Below are 20,366 nucleotides of genomic sequence, written 5' to 3'. Positions count from 1 at the left end.
GCGTCGCGGCCGGGTCCCCGGAGATGCTCCGCCGGCTCGCCGCCCACGTGCTGGAGCGCCTCCACCTGGGCGCCGCCGTCGAGGTCGTGATCACGCTGATCGACGACGAGCAGATGACCGCCCTGCACGAGGACTGGCTGGATCTGCCCGGCACCACCGACGTGATGAGCTTCCCGATGGACGAGCTGCGCGCCGGCACGGTGGAGGAGCCCGTCGTCGCAGGGACGCTCGGCGACGTGGTGATCAGCCCCGAGGTCGCCACGCGTCAGGCCGCCGAGGCCGGCCACGGCACCGACGACGAGCTCGCTCTGCTGGCCGTGCACGGGATGCTGCATCTGCTCGGCCACGACCACGCCGAGGAGGAGGAGCGGCGGCGGATGTTCGCCCTGCAGACCGAGCTTCTGAGCGGCTTCCTCGGCCGCCCGGCCCCGACGCCGACCACCGGAACTCACGCATGAGCGAGGGATCCCTGGGCGACGGGCCGATGCTGCCGATGGGGCTGCTGGTGCTCGCCGCGCTCTGCGCGCTGGCCGCCGTCGTGCTGTCCACGGCGGAGTCCGCGTTCATGCGGCTGAGCCGCCGCGAGGCCGAGGAGGCCGCGCAGAAGCACGGCTCGAGCGCGGTGGCCCGCATCCTGGACGACCCGGTCCCGCACACTGTCGCGCTGCAGCTCTGGCGCTGGCTCGGGGCGGCGGTCGCCGTGCTGCTGGTGACTCTGGCGGCCGTACGGCTCGCCGGCGGACTGCTGGCCGGAGGCCTCGCCGCGGCCGGCCTGCTGGTGCTGGGCGGGATCGGGCTCGCCACGCTCTCGCCGCGCCGGGTGGGCCGACAGCACCACCTGCTGGTCGCCGCGCACACCGCGCGGCTGGTGCGCGGGCTGCGCACGGTGCTGGGCCCCGTCCCGAGGCTGCTCATCGCCGGGGGCACGCGACTGGTGCCCGGCACCGGCGGCCCGGACCAGGGCTTCTTCGACGACGAGGAGCTGCGCGATGCCGTGGTGCGCGCGTCGGAGGGCGACGTCATCGAGGACGCCGAGGCCGAGCTGATCCAGTCGGTCTTCGACCTCTCGGAGACCCGGGTGCGCGCGGTGATGGTCCCGCGCCCCGACATCGTCTCGGTCTCCGCGACGGCGACGCTGGGGGAGGTGATGTCGATCTTCCTGCGTTCCGGCTGCTCCCGGGCGCCCGTCATCGAGGGCTCGGCGGATGCGGTGACCGGCATGATCTATCTGAAGGACGTCGCCTTCCTGGAGCACCGGCTGCACGCCGGGGAGCCGCCGGCGGCCTTCGCCGAGCGGGACCCCGCGGGCATCGTCGCCGCCGAGGTCCAGCGCGAGGCGCGCTTCGTGCCCGAGTCCCAGCGCGTCTCGGCGCTGCTGCCCGAGCTGCAGCGCGAGTCCACGCATGTCGCCGTGGTCGCCGACGAGTACGGCGGGACCGCCGGGCTGGTGACGCTGGAGGACCTCATCGAGGAGATCGTCGGCGACATCGTCGACGAGTACGACGTCGAGACCGCCGACGTCGAGGAGCTCGGCGACGGGCGGCGCCGGCTCTCGGCCCGGATGAGCGTCGACGACTTCGCCGCGCTCCACGGGATCGACCTCGACGACGAGGAGGACGTCGACACTGTCGGCGGTCTGCTCGCCAAGGCGCTGGGGCAGGTGCCGATCGTCGGCTCCGAGGCCGAGATCCGCGGCGTGCTGGTGCGCGCCGACGGACTCTCCGGCCGGCGGAACCGCATCAGCCATGTGCTCGCCGTCCCGGCCCCCTCCGGAGAGAAGCGTGAGACCATGGAGCGTCCGTCCGATGCCGACGCCGACGGCCGCAGCACCGACGAGCCCCGCACCGACGAGCAGCAGGAGCAGCAGTGAGCGATCCCCAGAGCGATCCCCGGACCGTGCGCTTCGCCGAGCACGATGAGAACCATCGTGCCGGCTTCGCCAGCTTCGTCGGGCGGCCGAACGCCGGCAAGTCCACGCTGACCAACGCGCTGGTCGGCGAGAAGGTCGCGATCACCTCGTCGAAGCCGCAGACGACCCGCCACACCGTCCGCGGGATCGTCCATCGCGAGGACTCCCAGCTGGTGCTGGTCGACACCCCGGGGCTGCACCGCCCGCGGACGCTGCTCGGCCAGCGGCTCAACGATCTGGTGATCGAGACCCTCTCCGAAGTCGACGTCATCGGCTTCTGCCTGCCGGCGGACGAGGCGATCGGCCCCGGCGACCGGTTCATCGCCGAGCAGCTGACCAAGGTGCCGCACCAGCCGGTGGTGGCCCTGGTCACCAAGACCGACCGGGTGGCCCGCGATGCGCTGGCCGAGCAGCTGATGGCCGTCGAGGCGCTGGGCCGCGAGCGGCTGGCCGGGCGGGGCCGTCAGGACGACGGCTTCGACGCGATCATCCCGGTCTCCGCGACGGCCGACGACCAGGTCGAGGTGGTCGCCGACGAGCTGGTCGGACGGCTGCCGCTCTCGCCGCCGCTGTACCCGGAGGGCGATCTGACCGACGAGCCCGAGGCGGTCATGGTCGCCGAACTCGTCCGCGAGGCGGCGCTGGAGGACGTGCGCGACGAGCTCCCGCACTCCATCGCCGTCGTCGTCGACGAGATGGCCCCGCGCGAGGGCCGGCCGGAGGACCGGCCGCTGGTCGACGTCCACGCCAGCATCCACGTCGAGCGCGACTCGCAGAAGGCGATCATCATCGGCCGCGGCGGGCGCCGGCTGCAGGCGATCGGCACCGAGGCCCGCGAATCCATCGCGAAGCTGCTGGGCACCCCGGTCTACCTGGACCTGCATGTCAAAGTCACCAAGGATTGGCAGCGCGACGCGAAGAAGCTCGGCAAGCTGGGCTTCTGAACGATCCGAGGCGTCGGCCGATCGTCGCACGCGGTCCACACTCTGGACGCGTCGGCCGGCATGTGCCGCCGCCGTCGAGGGCATGCTACGTTGTGTGCCGTGCAGCACTTCAGCGTTCCGACGCCTCGACTAGAGCTTCTCCGCCGCAGCGGGGAAGAGCTGTCGCGCGCACCGCTCCCGGCGGTCGTCGCGGCATCCTGAGGCCGGTCCCCGTTGCGGAGTCCCCGCGCCGCCGGTGAGGCGGCGCGCCCCGGCTCAGTCCGACGACCCGCACCCGACGACCCGAGGACGTGATCCCGTGCGCCAGCTCCAGAAACCCTCTCCCATGCCGTTCCACCGGTACCTGCCCTTCGAGGAGCAGATCACCGTCGAGCTGCCCGACCGCACCTGGCCGGGCCGGACCATCACCCGGGCCCCGCGCTGGTGCGCCGTCGACCTGCGCGACGGCAACCAGGCGCTCATCGACCCGATGTCCGCGGAGCGCAAGCACCGGATGTTCGACCTGCTGGTCGAGATGGGCTACAAGGAGATCGAGGTCGGCTTCCCGGCGGCCTCGCAGACCGACTTCGACTTCGTCCGCCAGCTCATCGAGGGCGACAAGATCCCCGACGACGTCTACATCCAAGTGCTCACGCAGGCCCGCGAGCACCTCATCGAGCGTACCTTCGCCGCGCTGCAGGGCGCGCCGCGGGCGATCGTGCATCTGTACAACTCCACCTCGGTGCTGCAGCGCGAGGTCGTCTTCGGCCTCGACCAGGACGGCATCGCCGACATCGCCGCCCAGGGCGCCCGGCTCTGCCTGAAGCATCAGGAGCAGATGCTGGCCGGCTCCGCCGTCGACACCGAGATCGTCTACCAGTACTCGCCGGAGTCCTTCACCGGCACCGAGCTGGACTTCGCCGCCCGCATCTCCGACGAGGTGGTCGACATCCTGGGCGGCACTCCGGAGCAGAAGGTCATCGTCAACCTGCCGGCGACGGTGGAGATGGCCACGCCCGACGTCTACGCGGACTCCATCGAGTGGATGCACCGGAACCTGCGCAACCGGGAGTCGATCATCCTCTCGCTGCATCCGCACAACGACCGCGGCACCGGCGTCGCCGCCGCCGAGCTGGGCTACATGGCCGGTGCAGACCGCATCGAGGGCTGCCTCTTCGGCAACGGAGAGCGTACCGGCAACGTCGACCTGATCACCCTCGGGATGAACCTGTTCAGCCAGGGCGTGGACCCGCAGATCGACTTCCGCGACATGGCCCGCATCCGGCGGATCGCCGAGCACTGCAACCAGATGCCGGTGGAGGAGCGGTCGCCCTACGCCGGCGATCTCGTCTTCACCGCCTTCTCCGGCTCCCACCAGGACGCCATCAAGAAGGGCTTCGACCACCTCGAGCGTCGTGCGGCGGAGCAGGGCGTCGCCGTCGCCGACACCACCTGGGCGGTGCCGTATCTGCCGATCGACCCGAAGGACATCGGGCGCAGCTATGAGGCCGTCATCCGGGTCAACTCGCAGTCGGGCAAGGGCGGCGTGGCCTACCTGCTCAACAGCGACCACGGCATCGACCTGCCCCGCCGGGCGCAGGTGGAGTTCTCCGCCGTGGTCCAGCATCGCGCCGACGACGGCGGCGGCGAGGTCTCCGGCGACGAGATCTGGCAGATCTTCCGCGACGAGTACCTGCCGGTGGACAGCGCCTCGCATCAGTGGGGCTACTACCGGCTGGGCCAGGTGCAGACGGCCTCCACCGCCGACGGCGGCTTCTCCATGGAGGTCGAGCTCGAGGCCGGCGGGTCCCGGACGACGGAGCATGCCGAGGGCAACGGTCCGGTGGCCTCGCTGCTGGCGATCCTGGCCCGCGACGGCGTCGACGTCCGCGTGCTGGACTACAGCGAGCACGCGATGAGCCAGGGCGGCGACGCCCAGGCGGCGGCCTTCGTCGAATGCGCCATCGGCGAGCGGGTGCTCTGGGGCGTGGGCATCGACCACAACACCACCACCGCCTCGCTGAAGGCCGTGGTCTCGGCGGTCAATCGCGCCGTCCGCAGCATCGAGCACCCGGAGGACGCCGCCGGCTGAGCCCTTCCGCCCCGCGCGCTCCGTCGTCCCGGAGGCCGCGCCGGCCGCAGCGCGGCCTCCGGGACGGGGAGCGGGGCGAGGGAGGCGGGCGGATGCGGGCGGAGTCGGGAGTAGACTGGGGCGGTGTCCGGATCGACCTTCGCCTCGCGCAGCTATCGGGACGCCGCCGTCGTGCTGCGCACCCAGCAGCTCGGCGAGGCAGACCGCATCATCACCCTGCTCACCCGCGGCAACGGGCTGGTGCGCGCCGTCGCCAAGGGTGTGCGGCGGACGTCGTCGAAGTTCGGCGCCACCCTCGAACCCTTCATGGTCGCCGACGTGCAGCTCGTCCACGGCCGGAGCCTGGACCTGATCACCCAGGCCGTCTCGCGCGGGACCTACGGCTCGCAGATCGTCGCCGACTACGACAAGTACCGGGCGGCGGCCATCATGGCCGAGGCGGCCGAGCGACTCACCGACGCCGACGCCGACGGCACCGCAGCGCAGTTCGCCCTGCTCCACGGGGCTCTCTCGGCGCTGGCCCGCTCGGTGCATCCGCCGGACCTGGTGCTGCACTCCCATCTGCTGCGGGCGATGGGCCTGGCCGGATGGGGGATCTCCTGGGAGGCCTGCGCCTCCTGCGGGCGTCCCGGCCCGCAGGAGAGCTTCCACCCGGCGTGGGGCGGCCCGCTGTGCGGCGACTGCCGCGCCCCGGGGGCGCTGAGCACCTCCCGGACCGTCGTCGAGCTGCTGGCGGCGCTGCAGGCCGGCGACTGGGAGAGCACCCGGGCCGTCGACGCGACGAGCCGCCACGACGCCGGCGAGGTCGTCGTCGCCCATCTGCAGCACCATCTGGAGCGCCGGCTCGTCTCGCTGGGCTGAACACCTCGCTGGGCTGAACACCTCGCTGAGCTGAAGATCTCTGCGGGCTCGGGCCTCGCCGGGCTGACGCGTCGCTGTGCCCGCCGGCCGCGGACACGCGCCATAATGGTCGCCATGGCATCATCCTCGACCGTCCGCAGCTATGCGGACCCGTGGCCGCACGCCGACGGCGCGACGCCGCCGCGGCTCCCCGCCGAGCTGATCCCCGGCCACGTCGCGATCGTCATGGACGGCAACGGCCGCTGGGCAAACCAGCGCGGACTGCCGCGGACCGAGGGCCACCGGGCCGGCGAGCAGGCGCTGATGGAGGTGATCGCCGGCGCTGTGGAGGCCGGTGTGTCGCATGTCAGCGTCTTCGGCTTCTCCACCGAGAACTGGAAGCGCTCTCCGCAGGAGGTCCGCTTCCTGATGGGCTATTCGCGGGACGTGATCCGGCACCAGGCCCAGGTGCTGCACTCCTGGGGAGTGCGCGTGCGCTGGAACGGCCGGCGCCCGCGGCTGTGGAAGTCGGTGATCCGCGAGCTCGAGGCGGCCGAGGAGCTGACCAAGGACAACGACCGCTGCACGCTGACGATGTGCGTCAACTACGGCGGCCGGGCCGAGATCACCGACGCGGCCCGGGAGATCGCCCGCAAGGCCGCCGACGGCCGGCTGGACCCCGAGCGGATCCGCGAGTCCACGCTGGCCGCGCATCTCGACGAGCCCGACCTGCCCGACGTCGACCTCTTCCTGCGCAGCTCTGGCGAGCAGCGGATCTCCAACTTCCTGCTCTGGCAGTCGGCCTACGCCGAGATGGTCTTCCTCGACGTGCTCTGGCCGGACGTCGATCGCACCACGCTGTGGCGCGCGCTGGACATCTACGCCCGCCGCGACCGCCGCTACGGCGGCGCCGTGGATCAGGTGCCCGGGGCCTCCTCGCCGCAGGAGGGGGAGTCGACACAGGGGACGTCGGCGTCCTCCGGCGGCGCCGCTGGCGCCGGCGCCTCCGGGCCGTAGGCGCTCAGCCAGCGCAGCATCGCGTCCAGCGCCGTCCGGCGGACCGGCGCCCGCGAGGCGAAGACGTCGTGCAGCGCCCCCTCGATCCGCGTCACGGTGACCTGCGGACCGAGCCGGACGGCGCGGCGGGCCAGCACCTCGACGTCGAGCACGGCGTCGGAGGTGGTCAGCTCCTCGCTCCAGCGTCGCTGGTAGCGGGTCTTCTCGGAGAGCAGGACCAGCACCGGCACGGTGATGTCCAGGCCCGCGGCCACCGCCCGGTGTCCGGCGACGACGGCGCGCATCCACCCCGGCGCCATCGGGAACGACTTCCGCGGGCGCCAGCGCGGATGCAGCCGCCATTCGCCGCGCGCCTCGACGGAGAGCGAGCGCCAATAGTGGTCCAGCCGGGGGAGCGAGAGCGGCCGGTCGGGATCCAGACGGGTCAGCGGGGCCGCCAGCGCCTCGACCGCGGTGCGCGCCGGGGCGTCGCCGGGCATCTCCAGCCAGGGGCTGTTGAGCACCAGGGCCGAGGTGCGGCCGGGGTGCCGGTGGCTCCACAGTGCGACGACGAGCCCGCCGGTGGAGTGCGCGTGGATCACCGGTGTCGGAGCCCCGGGGTTCTCCTCGGCGATGATCGCCAGCGCCGCGTCGAGCTCCTCGTCGTACCGGGCCAGGTCGTCGACGTAACCCGGGGTCTGCCAGGGGCGCAGGCTGCGGCCGTAGCGCCGCAGGTCCAGGGCGTAGAAGCGCCGTCCCGCCGCACTGAGCCGGCGGGCCAGGGGCAGGTTGTAGAAGTAGTCCGACCAGCCGTGCACGTGCAGCACCGGGGCGGCGGCCACGGCGGCGGCGTCGTGCCGGGAACCCGGAGCGCGGCCCGGCTCCTCGTCCAGCCGCACCAGCGTGGCCGCGGCCGGACCGGCGCCGTCGTCGGCCAGCGGCAGCGTCCGGCGGGAGCAGCCGTCCAGCACGTCGGAGACCCACGCGCCCGGCGGGGTGTCGTCGAGCAGGGCGTCGTCGAGCGCGGAGGCCGCGGCGCGGCGGCAGGGGTCGTCGGCGGAGACGTCCATGACGGCATGCTATCGGGCCGCCCGTCGGAGGATGCCGGACGACGCGGGGGCGGTGTCGACGGCCCCGGCACTGCGGACGCTTAGGATGGTGCCATGCCGACAGCGCGCCCCACCTCCTCCCGCGCGGACGCCCGCTCCGCGGCTCCGCTCTATTCGCGGCTCTTCCGCACCGTCCTGTCCCGGATGGATCCCGAGGACGCCCACCGGCTGGTGGTCGCCGGGCTGCGGCTGGCGGACCGTCTCGGCGCCTCGGCCGCCCTCGCGCGGCTCACCCGGCCCGCGCCGAGTCTGCGGACCCGGGCGCTGGGCCGCGAATGGCCCTCTCCCTTCGGCCTGGCCGCCGGCTTCGACAAGGGGGCCGCGGCGGTGCTCCCGCTGGCGGCGCTGGGCTTCGGCCACATCGAGATCGGCACGGTCACGGCCCAGGCCCAGCCGGGGAACCCGCGACCGCGGTTGGCGCGGCTGGTCGCCGATCGCGCGCTGATCAACCGCATGGGCTTCAACAACGACGGCGCGGTCGAGGTGCGGAGCCGGCTGCAGGCGATGCGCCGGCGCGCCGAGCGGCTGCGCGCGGCCGGACGCCATGTGCCGGTCATCGGAGTGAACATCGGCAAGACCAAGGCCACGCCGCTGGAGGAGGCGGTGGAGGACTACCGATTCTCCGCGCGCCAGCTCGCGCCCTGGGCGGACTACCTGGTCGTCAACGTCTCCTCGCCCAACACCCCGGGTCTGCGGCAGCTGCAGGACATCGAGTCGCTGCGGCCGCTGCTGCAGGCGGTGCGCGAGGCCGCCGACGCGGCAACGGAGGAAGCGGCCGGGGCCCGGGCGCCGCTGCTGGTGAAGATCGCCCCCGACCTCGCCGACGCCGACGTCGACGCCGTGGCGGATCTGGTCGCGGACCTGGGGCTCGACGGCGTGATCGCCACCAACACCACGATCTCCCGCGACGGGCTGCACACCTCCGCCGCGCAGGTGGAGGACGCCGGCGCAGGCGGGCTGAGCGGTCCGGTGCTGGCCGCCCGCGCCGAGGAGGTGCTGGTCCGCCTGCGTCGGCGGCTGCCGGCGCAGGCCGCCGTGATCTCCGTCGGCGGCGTGGTCGACGCCGCCGACGTCGACCGTCGTCTGCAGCTGGGCGCAGACCTGGTGCAGGGCTACAGCGCCTTCATCTACGAGGGGCCGCTGTGGGTCCGGAGGATCAACCGCGGGCTGGCCGCCCGGCGCGTCAGCTCGGGTGCTCGCCGCGCTTGACCTGCGGCTTCGGCAGGCGCAGCCGGCGGATCTGCAGCGTGCGCATGATCGCGTAGAAGCGGATGCCGCGCTCGGGCTCCCCGAACTTCTCCGCCACGCGGCGGCGTGCGGCGCGGGCGACGAAGAAGGCCTCGACGAGGACCACCAGCACCATCGCCCAGAGCACGCCGGACATCAGCATGCGCAGCTGCTCGGCGACGATCAGCGAGATGAACAGGAAGACGATCACCACGACGAGCATCCACTCGGCGATGCCGGTGCGCGCGTCGACCCAGTCGCGCACGAAGCGGCGCTGGGCCCCGCGGTCGCGCTCGGGCAGATAGCGCTCGTCGCCGGTCTCCATCGCCTCGCGCTGCTTGGCGCGCAGCTCGCGCATCTTCTCGCGCTGGGCCTGCTTGGCCGCCTGCTTCTCCGCGCGGCTGCCGGCGACGAGCGGCTGCTTCCGCGCCGCCACCTGGTCGCGGCGCTTCGGGGTCGGGTGGCCCTTGGGTTGGGGCTTCCGGGGCGCGTCGGCGCCGTCGTCGGCCGGCGCGGCGTCGTGACCGGCGGCGTCGGCGTCGCGGTCCCGGGCATGCTGGTCGGTCTGCGTCTTCTGTCGTCTGAACACCCCGCCAGTGTAGCGGGAATGAACCGGGGCGCCGTCGGGTTGGTACGGTGAAGAGGACGGGCATGCGAGGTGTCCGACGCCTCGGGCGGTCCGGCCTCTCCCGGTCGATCCGTCCGTCCGCATCGTCCGGACCAGCACTGACCAGTGCTGCGCCGATCGCCGGGCTCCGGCGAGGGCCGGGGCCGATCGGCATGACCAGCACTGACGTTCCTCACGAGAGAGGTGCACGCGATGAGCACGCCCACCCAGGAAGTTGCAGAGACCCCCGGCGCGGTCGAGGGCCGCCCCGTCCACCAGGTCGAGCTGACCGACGCGGCCGCCGAGAAGGTCGGCTCGCTGCTGGAGCAGGAGGGCCGCCAGGACCTGCGCCTGCGCGTCGCCGTGCAGCCCGGCGGCTGCTCGGGCCTGATCTACCAGCTGTACTTCGACGAGCGGGTGCTCGACGGCGACGCGCTGCGTTCCTTCCAGGGGGTGGAGGTCATCGTCGACAAGATGAGCACCCCCTACCTCGAGGGCGCGACCATCGACTTCGAGGACTCGATCTCCAAGCAGGGCTTCACGATCGACAACCCCAACGCCGGAGGCTCCTGCGCCTGCGGCGATTCGTTCCACTGATCATCCGCTGATCTGCGGAGGGAGCGGGCGGGAGATCCTTCCCACATCCGCACGCTGCTGAGGCTCCGTCCGACCGGCCGTCACCGAGGTGGCGCGCCGGACGGGCGGAGCCTCAGTGCGTCCGGCCCCTGTCCCGCCGCGCCGCGGCGCGGCGGTCGGGTGACGTCGGCGCCCGAGGCGGCCGCCGTCGATCCAGGTCACCCGGGCTCCTCCGCGGATCACACCGTGTCACAGCGGACCGCCGGGGGCGGCGAACTACTACAGTTGGTAGTAATCTTGTGGTCGAAGCGTCCAAGGTCGTTCCGTGCCGCGGCTCGCCGGGTGCTGCCGAGCACCCGCCCGGGTCGACGGCCCTGCCCCGCCGAGGCGGGGGAGGGGCGGCCCCATCACGTGTCGAGCACGTTCGCACACCGAGGAAGAGGAAGGGCCGTCTGTGAGTTCGGAGAGACGAACCGGCAGCCGAGGCCAGCGCGCAGTGAAGGGCATCGCACTGGCCAGCGCGGCGGCACTGGTGCTGACGGGCTGTTCGGAGCAGGTCCAGCGCGGCTGGCTGCCCGGAAGCCGGGAGACCACCAGCAATACTGCTGAACTGACTGATCTGTGGGTCAACTCCTGGATTGCCGCTCTGGCGGTGGGTCTGCTGACCTGGGGCCTCATGCTGTGGTGCATGGTGGCCTATCGTCGCCGCAAGGGCGATTCCGGCTACCCCCGCCAGCTGGCGTACAACATCCCGCTGGAGATCATGTACACGATCGTGCCGCTGGTCATGGTCGGGGTGCTCTTCTTCTACACCGACCAGGTGCAGCGCTCGGTCGACTCGGACGAGGAGGAGCCCTCGCTCGTCGTCGACGTCCGCGGCAAGCAGTGGTCCTGGGACTTCAACTATGAGTACGACGGCGAGCAGCGCTACTCGGTCGGCGTCCAGGGCCAGCTCGACGGCGAGTCGGGCGCGCAGGAGGACCTGCCCACGCTCTACCTGCCGGTCGACGAGCCGGTGGAGTTCCAGCTGAACTCCCGCGACGTCGTCCACTCGTTCTGGATCCCGGCGTTCCTGCAGAAGCGGGACATGGTGCCCGGCCGCACCAATGAGATCCACCTGACCCCGCAGGAGGTCGGCAGCTTCGACGGCAAGTGCGCCGAGCTCTGCGGCGAGTACCACTCGGAGATGCTGTTCAACGTGGAGGTCGTCGAGGAGGACGAGTTCCGCGAGTACCTCGAGACCCTGCCCGAGGGCCACCTCGGCGACGAGTACGATCGCAACACCAACCGTCACGACGACGTGACCGCGACCGAGGGGGACTGAGCGTGGCGACCTACGAATACAGCGCCGACGACGCGCGCGAGATCGCGCCGGTCGTCCCGCGCTCCAAGGGTCAGATCGTCGTCAGCTGGCTGTCGACGACGGACCACAAGATCATCGGGTACATGTACCTGATCGCCTCCTTCCTCTTCTTCTGCATCGGCGGCGTCATGGCGCTGCTGATCCGCGCCGAGCTCTTCGAGCCGGGCATGCAGCTGCTGGAGACGAAGGAGCAGTACAACCAGCTGTTCACCATGCACGGCACGGTGATGCTGCTGATGTTCGCGACGCCGCTGTTCGCCGGCTTCGCCAATGTGGTGATGCCGCTGCAGATCGGCGCCCCCGACGTCTCCTTCCCGCGGCTGAACGCGCTGGCCTTCTGGTTCTTCCTGTTCGGCTCGCTGATCGCCGTCGCGGGCTTCCTGACCCCGCAGGGCGCGGCGTCCTTCGGCTGGTTCGCCTATGCGCCGCTGGCCGACACCACGTATTCGCCGGGAGTGGGCGGAGACCTGTGGGTCTTCGGCCTGGCGCTCTCCGGCTTCGGGACGATCATGGGCGGCGTCAACTTCATCACCACGATCATCTCGATGCGTGCGCCGGGCATGACCATGTGGCGCATGCCGATCTTCACCTGGAACACGCTGATCACCGCGATCCTGATCCTGATGGCCTTCCCGCCGCTGGCCGCGGCGCTGTTCGGCCTGGGCCTGGACCGGCGCTTCGGCGGCCACATCTTCGACCCGGAGTCCGGCGGGGCCATCCTGTGGCAGCACCTCTTCTGGTTCTTCGGACACCCTGAGGTCTACATCATCGCGCTGCCGTTCTTCGGCATCATCTCCGAGATCCTGCCGGTGTTCAGCCGCAAGCCGATCTTCGGCTACAAGGGTCTGGTCTACGCGACCATCAGCATCGCCGCCCTCTCGGTGACGGTGTGGGCCCACCACATGTACGTCACCGGTGCGGTCATGCTGCCCTTCTTCGCCCTGATGACGATGCTCATCGCCGTGCCGACCGGCGTGAAGTTCTTCAACTGGATCGGCACCATGTGGCGCGGCTCGATCACCTTCGAGACGCCGATGCTGTGGAGCCTCGGCTTCCTGGTGACCTTCCTGTTCGGCGGACTGACCGGTATCATCCTCGCCGCCCCGCCGCTGGACTTCCACCTCTCGGACAGCTACTTCGTCGTCGCCCACTTCCACTACGTGGTCTTCGGCACCGTGGTCTTCGCGATGTTCGCCGGCTTCTACTTCTGGTGGCCGAAGTGGACGGGCAAGATGCTCAACGAGCGGCTCGGCAAGATCAACTTCTGGATGCTCTTCGTCGGCTTCCACGGCACCTTCATGATCCAGCACTGGCTCGGCGTGATGGGCATGCCGCGGCGCTACGCCGACTACATGCCCGAGGACGGGTTCACCGCGATGAATCAGTTCTCCTCGGTCTTCGCCATGATCCTGGGCGCCTCGCTGATCCCGTTCTTCTGGAACGTCTGGGTCACGCACCGGAAGGGCAAGAAGGTCCTCGTCGACGACCCCTGGGGCTTCGGCGCCTCGCTCGAGTGGGCGACCTCCTGCCCGCCGCCGCGCCACAACTTCTACTCGCTGCCGCGCATCCGCTCGGAGCGCCCGGCCCTGGACCTGCACCACCCGGAGCTCTCCGACCGGCACAGTGAGCGGTCCCCGGCCGGCGCGGTGTTCGGCCCGGCCGATCAGAAAGACAAGGAAGGCATCTGATGAAGATCAACGCGACTCTCTTCGGCTCGCTGGGCGTCTTCGTCCTGGTGATCGCCTTCATCTACGGCTTCGTGACCGGCTTCGAGGAGCTGGCGGGATTCCCGCTGCTGCTGCTCACCGCCGGGCTGGGCTTCATGCTGTGGTTCTACCTGCGGCTGACGGCCAAGCACCACCACGTGATGGACGGCGACAACCCCGAGGGCGAGATCCACGAGCAGGCCGGGGTCTACGGAGACTTCGCCCCGTGGAGCTGGTGGCCGCTGGGGCTGGGCTTCTCCAGCGCCATGGTGTTCTTCGGCATGGCCATCGGCTGGTGGTTCTTCTTCCTCGGCTCCATCCCGGCGCTGTTCTTCGTCACCGGCTGGGTGATGGAGTACAACCGCAAGCGCTACGCGCACTGAGCCGCGGCGCGGCACGCGTCCGGCAGGACGCATCTCACACGACGGCGGGCCCGTCGCGGACACGCTCCGCGGCGGGCCCGCCGTCGTGTGCACGCTAGAATCGTGCCCATGAGCATCCGCCCCATCACCATCCACGGCGAGCCGGTGCTGCATCGTCGTGCCGCCGAGGTCAGCGTCGTCGACGAGGAGATCCGCACCCTCGTCGAGGACATGTACGAGACCATGGACGCCGCCCACGGCGTGGGCCTGGCCGCCCCGCAGGTGGGGGTGGGGCTGCGTCTCTTCACCTACACGTATCCGCCGGCCGGCCCCGGGCTGCCCGCCCGCGGGGTGTTCATCAATCCGCGGCTGCGGCTGATCGGCCGCGTCTCGCAGGAGGAGCCCGACCGCGACGAGGAGAGCGAGGGCTGCCTCTCGGTCCCCAGCTACGGCTTCCCGCTGAAGCGCAGCCACCACGTGGAGATCAGCGGGCTGGACGCCGACGGCGAGCCGGTGGCCTTTGAGGCCACCGGCTGGTTCGCGCGGATCCTGCAGCACGAGTACGACCACCTCGACGGCCGGCTCTACGTCGACCGGCTGAACTCCCGCTGGTCGCGGCGCTGGAAGAAGGCGCTGAAGCGCGAGGGATGGACAGTTCCGGGCCACACCTGGACGCCGGGCGTCGACCGGGATCCCTTCGGCCACGACGACCCTGATGAGGCCGACGAGGCCGAGGACGCGCCCCGCGGCGCCGTCGTCGGCCCGCGCGAGGCCGACTGACGCGCCGGCGATCTCCAGGCGGCGTCAGGGCCGTCTCGGGCGCAGGGTCAGGCGCGGCCGGAGGTCGTGTAGTCCACCCAGCGGCGCAGGACCTCGGCGGCGGCGCCGTCGTCGATCGCGGCGGCCGCCCGGGCCATGTTGGTCTGTATCCGCTCGGGCAGCGGGGCGGCGTGGTCCTCGTCGAGGGCGGTGAGACCCGCGGCGGCGTTGAGCAGCACCGCCTCGCGCACCGGGCCGGGCTCGCCGGCTAGGACCGAGCGCACCAGTGCGGCGTTCTGCGCGCCGTCGCCGCCGGCCAGCGCCTCCACCGGCCGCCGGGCCAGCCCGAACTGCTCCGGAACGATCTCGTGGTGGGTCACCTCGCCGTCGCGGACCTCCCACAGGTCGGTGGCCGTGGAGGTGGTGATCTTGTCGCGTCCGTCGCGGCCGCGGAAGACCATCCCGCGGGTGCCGCGGGCGGCCAGCACCTCGGCCATCCGCGGGGCGAGGCGTTCGTGGGCGCAGCCCAGCGCCTGGGCCGTGACCCGGGCGGGATTGGTCAGCGGTCCGAGGAAGTTGAAGATGGTGCGCACGCCCAGCTGGCGACGCACCGGGCCGACATGGCGCATGGCCGGGTGGACCGATCCGGCGAAGAGGAACGTGATGCCGACCTCGTCGACGGCGCCGGCGATGGTCTCGGCGGCGGGGGAGAGGTCGACGCCCAGCGCCTCGATCACGTCGGCGGCGCCGGCGGTGGTCGACGCTCCTCGATTGCCGTGCTTGACCACCCGTGCTCCGGCCCCGACGGCCACCAGCGAGGACATCGTCGAGATGTTCACCGTGCCGAGGCGGTCGCCGCCGGTGCCCACGATGTCCAGCGTCGGACTGGGCACCGGCACCGGAACGGCCTTGTCGAGCATCGTGGCGCTGAGGCCCACGAGCTCCTCTGCGGTCTCGCCCTTGGCGCGCATGGCGATGAGGAAGGCCGCGACCTCGCTGTCGGCGAGCTCGCCGCTCATCAGGCGATCCATCGCCCAGGCGGCCGTCGCGGTGCTGAGGTCGCGGTCGGCGAGCAGCGTCTCGAGCAGCTCGGGCCAGCCGCCCGGCAGTCGGGCGGGACTCGAGGCGGACGACTCGTCGGGGCGCGGGGTGGTCTCGGCTGCGTCACTCACGACGCCAGGATATCCCGCAGCGGCGCGGCCGGCTCTCCCCGTGTCGCCGCCGGGCGGGGTGCTGCTCCCGGGCGGGACCCGTCGCGGACCCCCGCGGAGGCCCCGTCCGGGCCCTCCGCCCGCCCCGTTGTTCGACACATCGTAGAAATTTCGGTCACATTCGCGACGCCGGTCGATGCCGCGCTCCGCGATGCTGGCGGGGGATCGGCCTGCTGACGTGGAATCGAAGGCCCGCCACGCGCCGGCGAGAGATGGCGAATACCGCCGCATTCAGGCCATAATGTCTTCGTGACGACTGCAACCCAAGCCCCCAATGTCCCGGCGCGCACTCTGCCCAACCGGCCGAACATGGTCTCTGTGGGCACCATCGTCTGGCTCACCAGCGAGCTGATGTTCTTCGCCGGCCTGTTCGCGATGTTCTTCACGCTTCGGTCCTCGCAGGCCGAGATGTGGTCCGAGTACAGCGCGCAGCTCGACCTGCGGCTCGCGACGCTGATCACCGTGATCCTGGTGGCCAGCTCGGTGACCGCGCAGTTCGGCGTGTTCGCCGCCGAGCGCCATCAGCCCCGCCGCACCGGGTCGCTGCTGAACGTCAAGGGCTGGGGGATGGTCGAGTGGTACATCCTGTCGTTCCTCATGGGCGCGGTCTTCATCGCCGGTCAGACCTTCGAGTTCGCCGAGCTGGTCCACCACGGGGTGACGATCCAGACGAACTCCTTCGGCTCCGCCTTCTACATCACCACCGGCTTCCACGGTCTGCACGTGATCGGCGGGCTTGTCGCGTTCTGCTATGTGATCGCCCGGGCCTACTTCAGCGTGAAGTTCACCCATAAGGAGGCCAGCGCGGCGGTCGTCATCTCGTACTACTGGCACTTCGTCGACGTCGTGTGGATCGCCCTGTTCGGCGTCGTCTACATCCTGCCGACCGTCATCTAGCACGCACCCGCAGCGACGGCGCCGGCAGGCGACCGACACCCGTCCACTCGACTCGCGCTCCGCGGGCGGAGCGCAGGTCCCGCACCGAGAAGTTAGGACACGGCACGTGAAGGCACTCTCACAGAAGCGTCGCCACCCGTTCGCCGGCGTGGCACTGCTCCTCCTGGGTCTGTTGATGACCGGAGGCCTGTATGCCGCCGCCACCACGATCAACGAGGCGCAGGCCAGCAGCGAGGCGCAGGAGTACTCGGCCTCGGACATCGACGAGGGGGAGAAGCTCTTCGCGGCCAACTGCGCGAGCTGCCACGGGATCAACGCCGAGGGGACCGAGGACGCTCCCTCGTTGATCGGCGTTGGCGCGGCCTCGGTGGACTTCCAGGTCGGCACCGGCCGCATGCCCATGCAGATGCAGGGCCCGCAGGCGCAGCGCAAGCCGGCCCAGTTCAACGACGAGCAGACCCAGCAGCTGGCCGCCTATGTGGCCTCGCTGGGCGCCGGCCCGTCGGTGCCCGGGGAGGACCTCCTCGACGCCGAGGAGGGCGACGCCACCCGGGGCGGCGAGCTGTTCCGCATCAACTGCGCGATGTGCCACAACGCTGCGGCGGCCGGCGGTGCGCTCACCGAGGGGAAGTTCGCCCCCTCGCTGCACGGCGTCGAGGAGAAGCACATCTACGAGGCCATGCTCGTCGGCCCGCAGAACATGCCGGTCTTCAACGACGCCAACATCCCGCCGGAGGACAAGCAGGACATCATCGCCTTCCTGAAGACCTACGAGTCGCAGGGCACGCCCGGCGGCTTCGCGCTCGGCTCGCTCGGGCCGGTGTCGGAGGGGCTGTTCGTCTGGAGCGGCGGCCTGGCGCTGCTCATCGGCGCCATGGTCTGGCTGACCTCCCGGTCGTCCTGATCCCCGCCCGGCGGTGAGCATCAGCACCGCGCACACGCACCGAAGCACACGATCACTCAAGCAAAGGACGAGAACCATATGGGCGAGCACGGTAACGGCGACCCGAGGGAATCGGGCGCCGTCATCAATGCCGGTGACGGGGAGTCGGGGCAGTACGCCATCGACGACCCCGGACTGCCCCCGCACCGCCCGCGGCTGGCAGACGAGGACGAGAACACCGCCAAGCGCTCCGAGCGCCAGGTCGCGGTGCTCTTCCTCGTCTCGATCATCGGCACCGTGATCTTCTTCATCGGCTACTTCGTCGTCGGCCACACCGCCGATCTCCACGAGGTGCGGCTGCAGAACACGCTGCTCGGCGTCGGCGTGGCCTTCGCCATGCTCGGCATCGGGCTCGGCGTGGTGCACTGGGCGAAGACGCTGATGCCCGACCACGAGCTGGTCGAGGCCCGCAAGCCGCTGCGCACCGAGGACCAGCGGCAGGAGGCCGAGCAGATCGTCGGGGACGTGCTGGAGGAGTCCGGGATCAAGCGTCGTCCGCTGATCCGCAACACCCTCATCGGCGCGGCCGTGCTGGCCCCGCTGCCCGCCGTCGTGCTCTTCCGCGACCTCGACCTCTCCGAGGACTTCGGCCCGGAGCGCATGCGTCACACCATCTGGGACGAGGGCGTCCGTCTGGTCCGCGACCCCACCGGCACTCCGGTGCGCGCGGCCGATCTGACGGTGGGCTCGGCGATGCACATCGTGCCGGAGACGCTGCTGGACATCACCGACCACGGGGAGAAGCTCGCCGAGAAGGCCAAGTCCGTGGTGCTGCTGATCCGCATGGACCCCGAGGAGATCGAGACGGTCTCGGAGGGCCGTGAGGACTGGACCTACGAGGGCATCATCGCCGCCTCGAAGGTCTGCACCCACGTCGGCTGCCCGGTGGCGCTCTACGAGCGGCACACCCACCATCTGCTGTGCCCCTGCCACCAGTCGACCTTCGACGCCGCCAACGAGTTCGAGGTGATCTTCGGCCCCGCGGGCCGTCCGCTGCCGCAGCTGCCGATCGCCGTCGACGACGAGGGCTTCCTCGTGGCGCGCAGCGACTTCACCGAACCCGTCGGCCCGAGCTACTGGGAGCGTGGCAACGCATGAGCACACAGGCATCCGACTCCACGGCGGCCGGACCGGCGGCCTTCCAGCCGGAGACCCGCACGGGTCGCATCGCCGACTACGTCGACCAGCGCGTGGGCGGCACGAACATGGTCCGTGAGTTCGGGCGGAAGATCTTCCCGGACCACTGGACGTTCATGTTCGGCGAGGTGGCGCTGTACAGCTTCGTCATCCTGATCATCTCCGGCATCTTCCTGACCTTCTGGTTCGACCCGTCCATGGCGACGGTCGAGTACGAGGGCAAGTACGCTCCGATGAACGGCATGGAGATGTCGGCGGCCTACGCGTCGTCGCTGGACCTCTCCTTCGATGTGCGCGGCGGGCTGTTCATGCGCCAGATCCATCACTGGGCCGCGCTGGTCTTCGTGATGGCGATGTCGGTGCACATGCTCCGGGTGTTCTTCACCGGCGCCTTCCGCAAGCCGCGCGAGCTCAACTGGGTCGTCGGCTGCGCGCTGCTGCTCCTGGGCCTGGGGGCCGGCTTCACTGGCTACTCGCTGCCCGACGAGGTGCTCTCCGGCAACGGTCTGCGCATCATCGACGGCATCCTGAAGGCCCTGCCGGTGGTCGGCACCTACATGTCCTTCTTCCTCTTCGGCGGCGAGTTCCCCGGCGAGGCGGTCATCCCGCGGCTCTACGTGCTGCACATCCTGATCATCCCCGGGATCATCCTGGCCCTGGTGGTCGTCCACCTGTTCATGGTCGTGCTGCACAAGCACACGCAGTACCCCGGCCCGGGCCGCACCGAGCGCAACGTGGTGGGCTACCCGGTCGGCCCGGTCTATGCGGCCAAGGCCGGCGGCTTCTTCTTCATCGTCTTCGGCATCCTGGCGCTGATCGCGGGCACCTTCCAGATCAACGCGCTGTGGAACTACGGGCCGTACGATCCCTCGCCGGTGCAGGCCGGCGCGCAGCCGGACTGGTACATCGGTCCCTTCGAGGGCGTGCTGCGCATGATGCCCGGGTGGATCGGGGACATCCCGCTGGAGTTCGTGATCCCGACGCCGTGGGGCGGCAACACCGTCGCCACCCCGGTGCTGGTCCCGCTGATCCCGGTCGGCATCCTGTTCGCCGGGATGTTCGTCTGGCCCTGGATCGAGGCCTGGATCAGCGGCGACAAGCGCGATCACCACATCCTAGACCGTCCGCGCAACGCCCCGGCCCGGACCGCCTTCGGCACGGCGACGGTGACCTTCTACTGCATCCTGTGGGGGATGGGCGCGAACGACCTCATCGCCACGCATTTCGACCTCTCGCTGAACGACATCACCTACTGGTCGCGGGTGCTGATCTTCGTCGGTCCGGTGTTCGCGTTCATCGTCACCAAGCGGATCTGCCTGGCGCTGCAGCGCAAGGACCGCGAGACGGTGCTCCACGGCCACGAGGCCGGCGTCATCGAGATGAAGCCGCACGGCGAGTTCACCGAGCGACACCGGCGGCCGGACGACTACGAGCTCTACACGCTGGTGGCCTTCGAGTCGCCGGAGCCCTCGGGCCCGGTGCCGAATGCGAAGGGCCGGATCACCCGCCTCGAGAAGCTGCGGGCGGGGCTGAACCGCTGGTTCTACGAGGACCGGGTGGCCCCGGTGTCCCGCCAGGAGTACCTGGAAGCGCTGGAGCACGACCACCACGACGGTCATGACGACGGCGGTCTCGAGGCTCGCGAGCAGCAGCAGATCGGCTCCGGCCACCACTGATCGACCGGTGCTGATCCGCCGCCGGCGGATGCA

At 70.8% G+C, this 20,366-nt stretch carries 19 protein-coding genes; 16 read left to right on the top strand and 3 right to left on the bottom strand.

Annotation, left to right across the window (positions count from 1 at the left end; translation table 11 throughout):
• Positions 1-23 precede the first annotated feature (23 nt).
• The 6 genes from ybeY (at position 24) to GCL72_RS06015 (ending at position 6,781) form a co-directional block, all read left to right on the top strand.
• Positions 24-458: an rRNA maturation RNase YbeY gene (gene ybeY, locus GCL72_RS06040; protein ID WP_246161064.1), complete on the top strand. Its 435-nt coding sequence runs from the start codon at positions 24-26 to the stop codon at positions 456-458.
• On the top strand, positions 455-1,870 hold the full coding sequence (locus GCL72_RS06035) for a hemolysin family protein (protein WP_153143812.1): 1,416 nt from the start codon (positions 455-457) through the stop codon (positions 1,868-1,870). The genes ybeY and GCL72_RS06035 overlap by 4 nt, the downstream gene beginning before the upstream one ends.
• Positions 1,871-1,896: 26 nt before the next feature.
• Complete coding sequence (era, locus tag GCL72_RS06030) at positions 1,897-2,853, top strand: GTPase Era (RefSeq protein WP_153143963.1); 957 nt, start codon at positions 1,897-1,899, stop codon at positions 2,851-2,853.
• A 298-nt stretch (positions 2,854-3,151) separates the two neighbouring features.
• Entirely contained in the window at positions 3,152-4,924 is a 1,773-nt protein-coding gene (gene leuA, locus GCL72_RS06025; protein ID WP_153143811.1) for a 2-isopropylmalate synthase, read from the top strand.
• 123 nt (positions 4,925-5,047) lie between these two features.
• On the top strand, positions 5,048-5,785 hold the full coding sequence (recO, locus tag GCL72_RS06020) for a DNA repair protein RecO (protein WP_153143810.1): 738 nt from the start codon (positions 5,048-5,050) through the stop codon (positions 5,783-5,785).
• A gap of 105 nt (positions 5,786-5,890) precedes the next feature.
• Positions 5,891-6,781 (top strand): isoprenyl transferase, encoded by an 891-nt coding sequence (locus GCL72_RS06015; RefSeq protein WP_153143809.1) that lies wholly within the window; start codon positions 5,891-5,893, stop codon positions 6,779-6,781.
• On the opposite strand, the gene GCL72_RS06010 is transcribed toward GCL72_RS06015, so the two are convergent.
• The gene (locus GCL72_RS06010; RefSeq protein ID WP_153143808.1) at positions 6,682-7,830 is read right to left on the bottom strand and encodes an alpha/beta hydrolase; all 1,149 of its coding nucleotides are present in this window, start codon (positions 7,828-7,830) and stop codon (positions 6,682-6,684) included. The two genes, GCL72_RS06015 and GCL72_RS06010, sit on opposite strands and share 100 nt — an antisense overlap.
• Positions 7,831-7,923: 93 nt before the next feature.
• Here GCL72_RS06010 and GCL72_RS06005 point away from each other — a divergent pair, with 93 nt between their 5' ends.
• Entirely contained in the window at positions 7,924-9,078 is a 1,155-nt protein-coding gene (locus tag GCL72_RS06005; protein WP_153143807.1) for a quinone-dependent dihydroorotate dehydrogenase, read from the top strand.
• On the opposite strand, the gene GCL72_RS06000 is transcribed toward GCL72_RS06005, so the two are convergent.
• On the bottom strand, positions 9,053-9,685 hold the full coding sequence (locus GCL72_RS06000) for a DUF3043 domain-containing protein (RefSeq protein WP_153143806.1): 633 nt from the start codon (positions 9,683-9,685) through the stop codon (positions 9,053-9,055). The two genes, GCL72_RS06005 and GCL72_RS06000, sit on opposite strands and share 26 nt — an antisense overlap.
• Before the next feature lie 231 nt (positions 9,686-9,916).
• Here GCL72_RS06000 and GCL72_RS05995 point away from each other — a divergent pair, with 231 nt between their 5' ends.
• From GCL72_RS05995 to def, 5 genes are all read left to right on the top strand, one after another.
• Positions 9,917-10,300, top strand: a complete 384-nt coding sequence (locus tag GCL72_RS05995) for a HesB/IscA family protein (protein ID WP_153143805.1) — start codon at positions 9,917-9,919, stop codon at positions 10,298-10,300.
• Between the two features lie 433 nt (positions 10,301-10,733).
• Entirely contained in the window at positions 10,734-11,603 is an 870-nt protein-coding gene (gene ctaC / locus GCL72_RS05990; protein WP_153143804.1) for an aa3-type cytochrome oxidase subunit II, read from the top strand.
• A 2-nt stretch (positions 11,604-11,605) separates the two neighbouring features.
• On the top strand, positions 11,606-13,330 hold the full coding sequence (gene ctaD / locus GCL72_RS05985; RefSeq protein ID WP_153143803.1) for an aa3-type cytochrome oxidase subunit I: 1,725 nt from the start codon (positions 11,606-11,608) through the stop codon (positions 13,328-13,330).
• Positions 13,330-13,731: a cytochrome c oxidase subunit 4 gene (locus tag GCL72_RS05980; RefSeq protein WP_153143802.1), complete on the top strand. Its 402-nt coding sequence runs from the start codon at positions 13,330-13,332 to the stop codon at positions 13,729-13,731. The genes ctaD and GCL72_RS05980 overlap by 1 nt, the downstream gene beginning before the upstream one ends.
• A gap of 108 nt (positions 13,732-13,839) precedes the next feature.
• Entirely contained in the window at positions 13,840-14,490 is a 651-nt protein-coding gene (gene def / locus GCL72_RS05975; RefSeq protein WP_153143801.1) for a peptide deformylase, read from the top strand.
• A gap of 47 nt (positions 14,491-14,537) precedes the next feature.
• Here the strand turns inward: def and trpD are convergent, their stop codons facing one another.
• Complete coding sequence (gene trpD, locus GCL72_RS05970) at positions 14,538-15,641, bottom strand: anthranilate phosphoribosyltransferase (RefSeq protein ID WP_153143800.1); 1,104 nt, start codon at positions 15,639-15,641, stop codon at positions 14,538-14,540.
• Positions 15,642-15,929: 288 nt separating this feature from the next.
• Between trpD and ctaE the strand changes: the two genes are divergently transcribed.
• The 4 genes from ctaE to qcrB all read left to right on the top strand — a co-directional run bounded on the left by ctaE (position 15,930) and on the right by qcrB (position 20,333).
• Positions 15,930-16,577 (top strand): aa3-type cytochrome oxidase subunit III, encoded by a 648-nt coding sequence (gene ctaE, locus GCL72_RS05965; protein WP_153143799.1) that lies wholly within the window; start codon positions 15,930-15,932, stop codon positions 16,575-16,577.
• Between the two features lie 106 nt (positions 16,578-16,683).
• Entirely contained in the window at positions 16,684-17,481 is a 798-nt protein-coding gene (gene qcrC, locus GCL72_RS05960) for a cytochrome bc1 complex diheme cytochrome c subunit (RefSeq protein WP_153143798.1), read from the top strand.
• Between the two features lie 78 nt (positions 17,482-17,559).
• Positions 17,560-18,618 (top strand): cytochrome bc1 complex Rieske iron-sulfur subunit, encoded by a 1,059-nt coding sequence (gene qcrA / locus GCL72_RS05955; RefSeq protein ID WP_153143797.1) that lies wholly within the window; start codon positions 17,560-17,562, stop codon positions 18,616-18,618.
• Positions 18,615-20,333 carry a cytochrome bc1 complex cytochrome b subunit gene (qcrB, locus tag GCL72_RS05950; protein WP_153143796.1) on the top strand — a complete coding sequence of 573 codons (1,719 nt, stop codon included), beginning with the start codon at positions 18,615-18,617 and terminating at the stop codon, positions 20,331-20,333. The genes qcrA and qcrB overlap by 4 nt, the downstream gene beginning before the upstream one ends.
• Positions 20,334-20,366 lie beyond the last annotated feature (33 nt).

This window comes from Nesterenkonia halophila (assembly GCF_009467795.1).
GTDB classification, from domain to species: Bacteria; Actinomycetota; Actinomycetes; order Actinomycetales; family Micrococcaceae; genus Nesterenkonia; species Nesterenkonia halobia.
Note: the sequence above shows the minus strand (reverse complement) of the source record. Positions and strands in the feature narration are given on the sequence as shown.

Coding starts and splice junctions, on each gene's coding strand:
- GCL72_RS06010 (WP_153143808.1), bottom strand. CDS start 7,830: ATGGACGTCTCCGCCGACGACCCCTGCCGCCGCGCCGCGGCCTCCGCG.
- GCL72_RS06015 (WP_153143809.1), top strand. CDS start 5,891: ATGGTCGCCATGGCATCATCCTCGACCGTCCGCAGCTATGCGGACCCG.
- GCL72_RS05995 (WP_153143805.1), top strand. CDS start 9,917: ATGAGCACGCCCACCCAGGAAGTTGCAGAGACCCCCGGCGCGGTCGAG.
- GCL72_RS06035 (WP_153143812.1), top strand. CDS start 455: ATGAGCGAGGGATCCCTGGGCGACGGGCCGATGCTGCCGATGGGGCTG.
- qcrA (WP_153143797.1), top strand. CDS start 17,560: ATGGGCGAGCACGGTAACGGCGACCCGAGGGAATCGGGCGCCGTCATC.
- GCL72_RS06005 (WP_153143807.1), top strand. CDS start 7,924: ATGCCGACAGCGCGCCCCACCTCCTCCCGCGCGGACGCCCGCTCCGCG.
- ybeY (WP_246161064.1), top strand. CDS start 24: ATGCTCCGCCGGCTCGCCGCCCACGTGCTGGAGCGCCTCCACCTGGGC.
- qcrB (WP_153143796.1), top strand. CDS start 18,615: ATGAGCACACAGGCATCCGACTCCACGGCGGCCGGACCGGCGGCCTTC.
- GCL72_RS05980 (WP_153143802.1), top strand. CDS start 13,330: ATGAAGATCAACGCGACTCTCTTCGGCTCGCTGGGCGTCTTCGTCCTG.
- def (WP_153143801.1), top strand. CDS start 13,840: ATGAGCATCCGCCCCATCACCATCCACGGCGAGCCGGTGCTGCATCGT.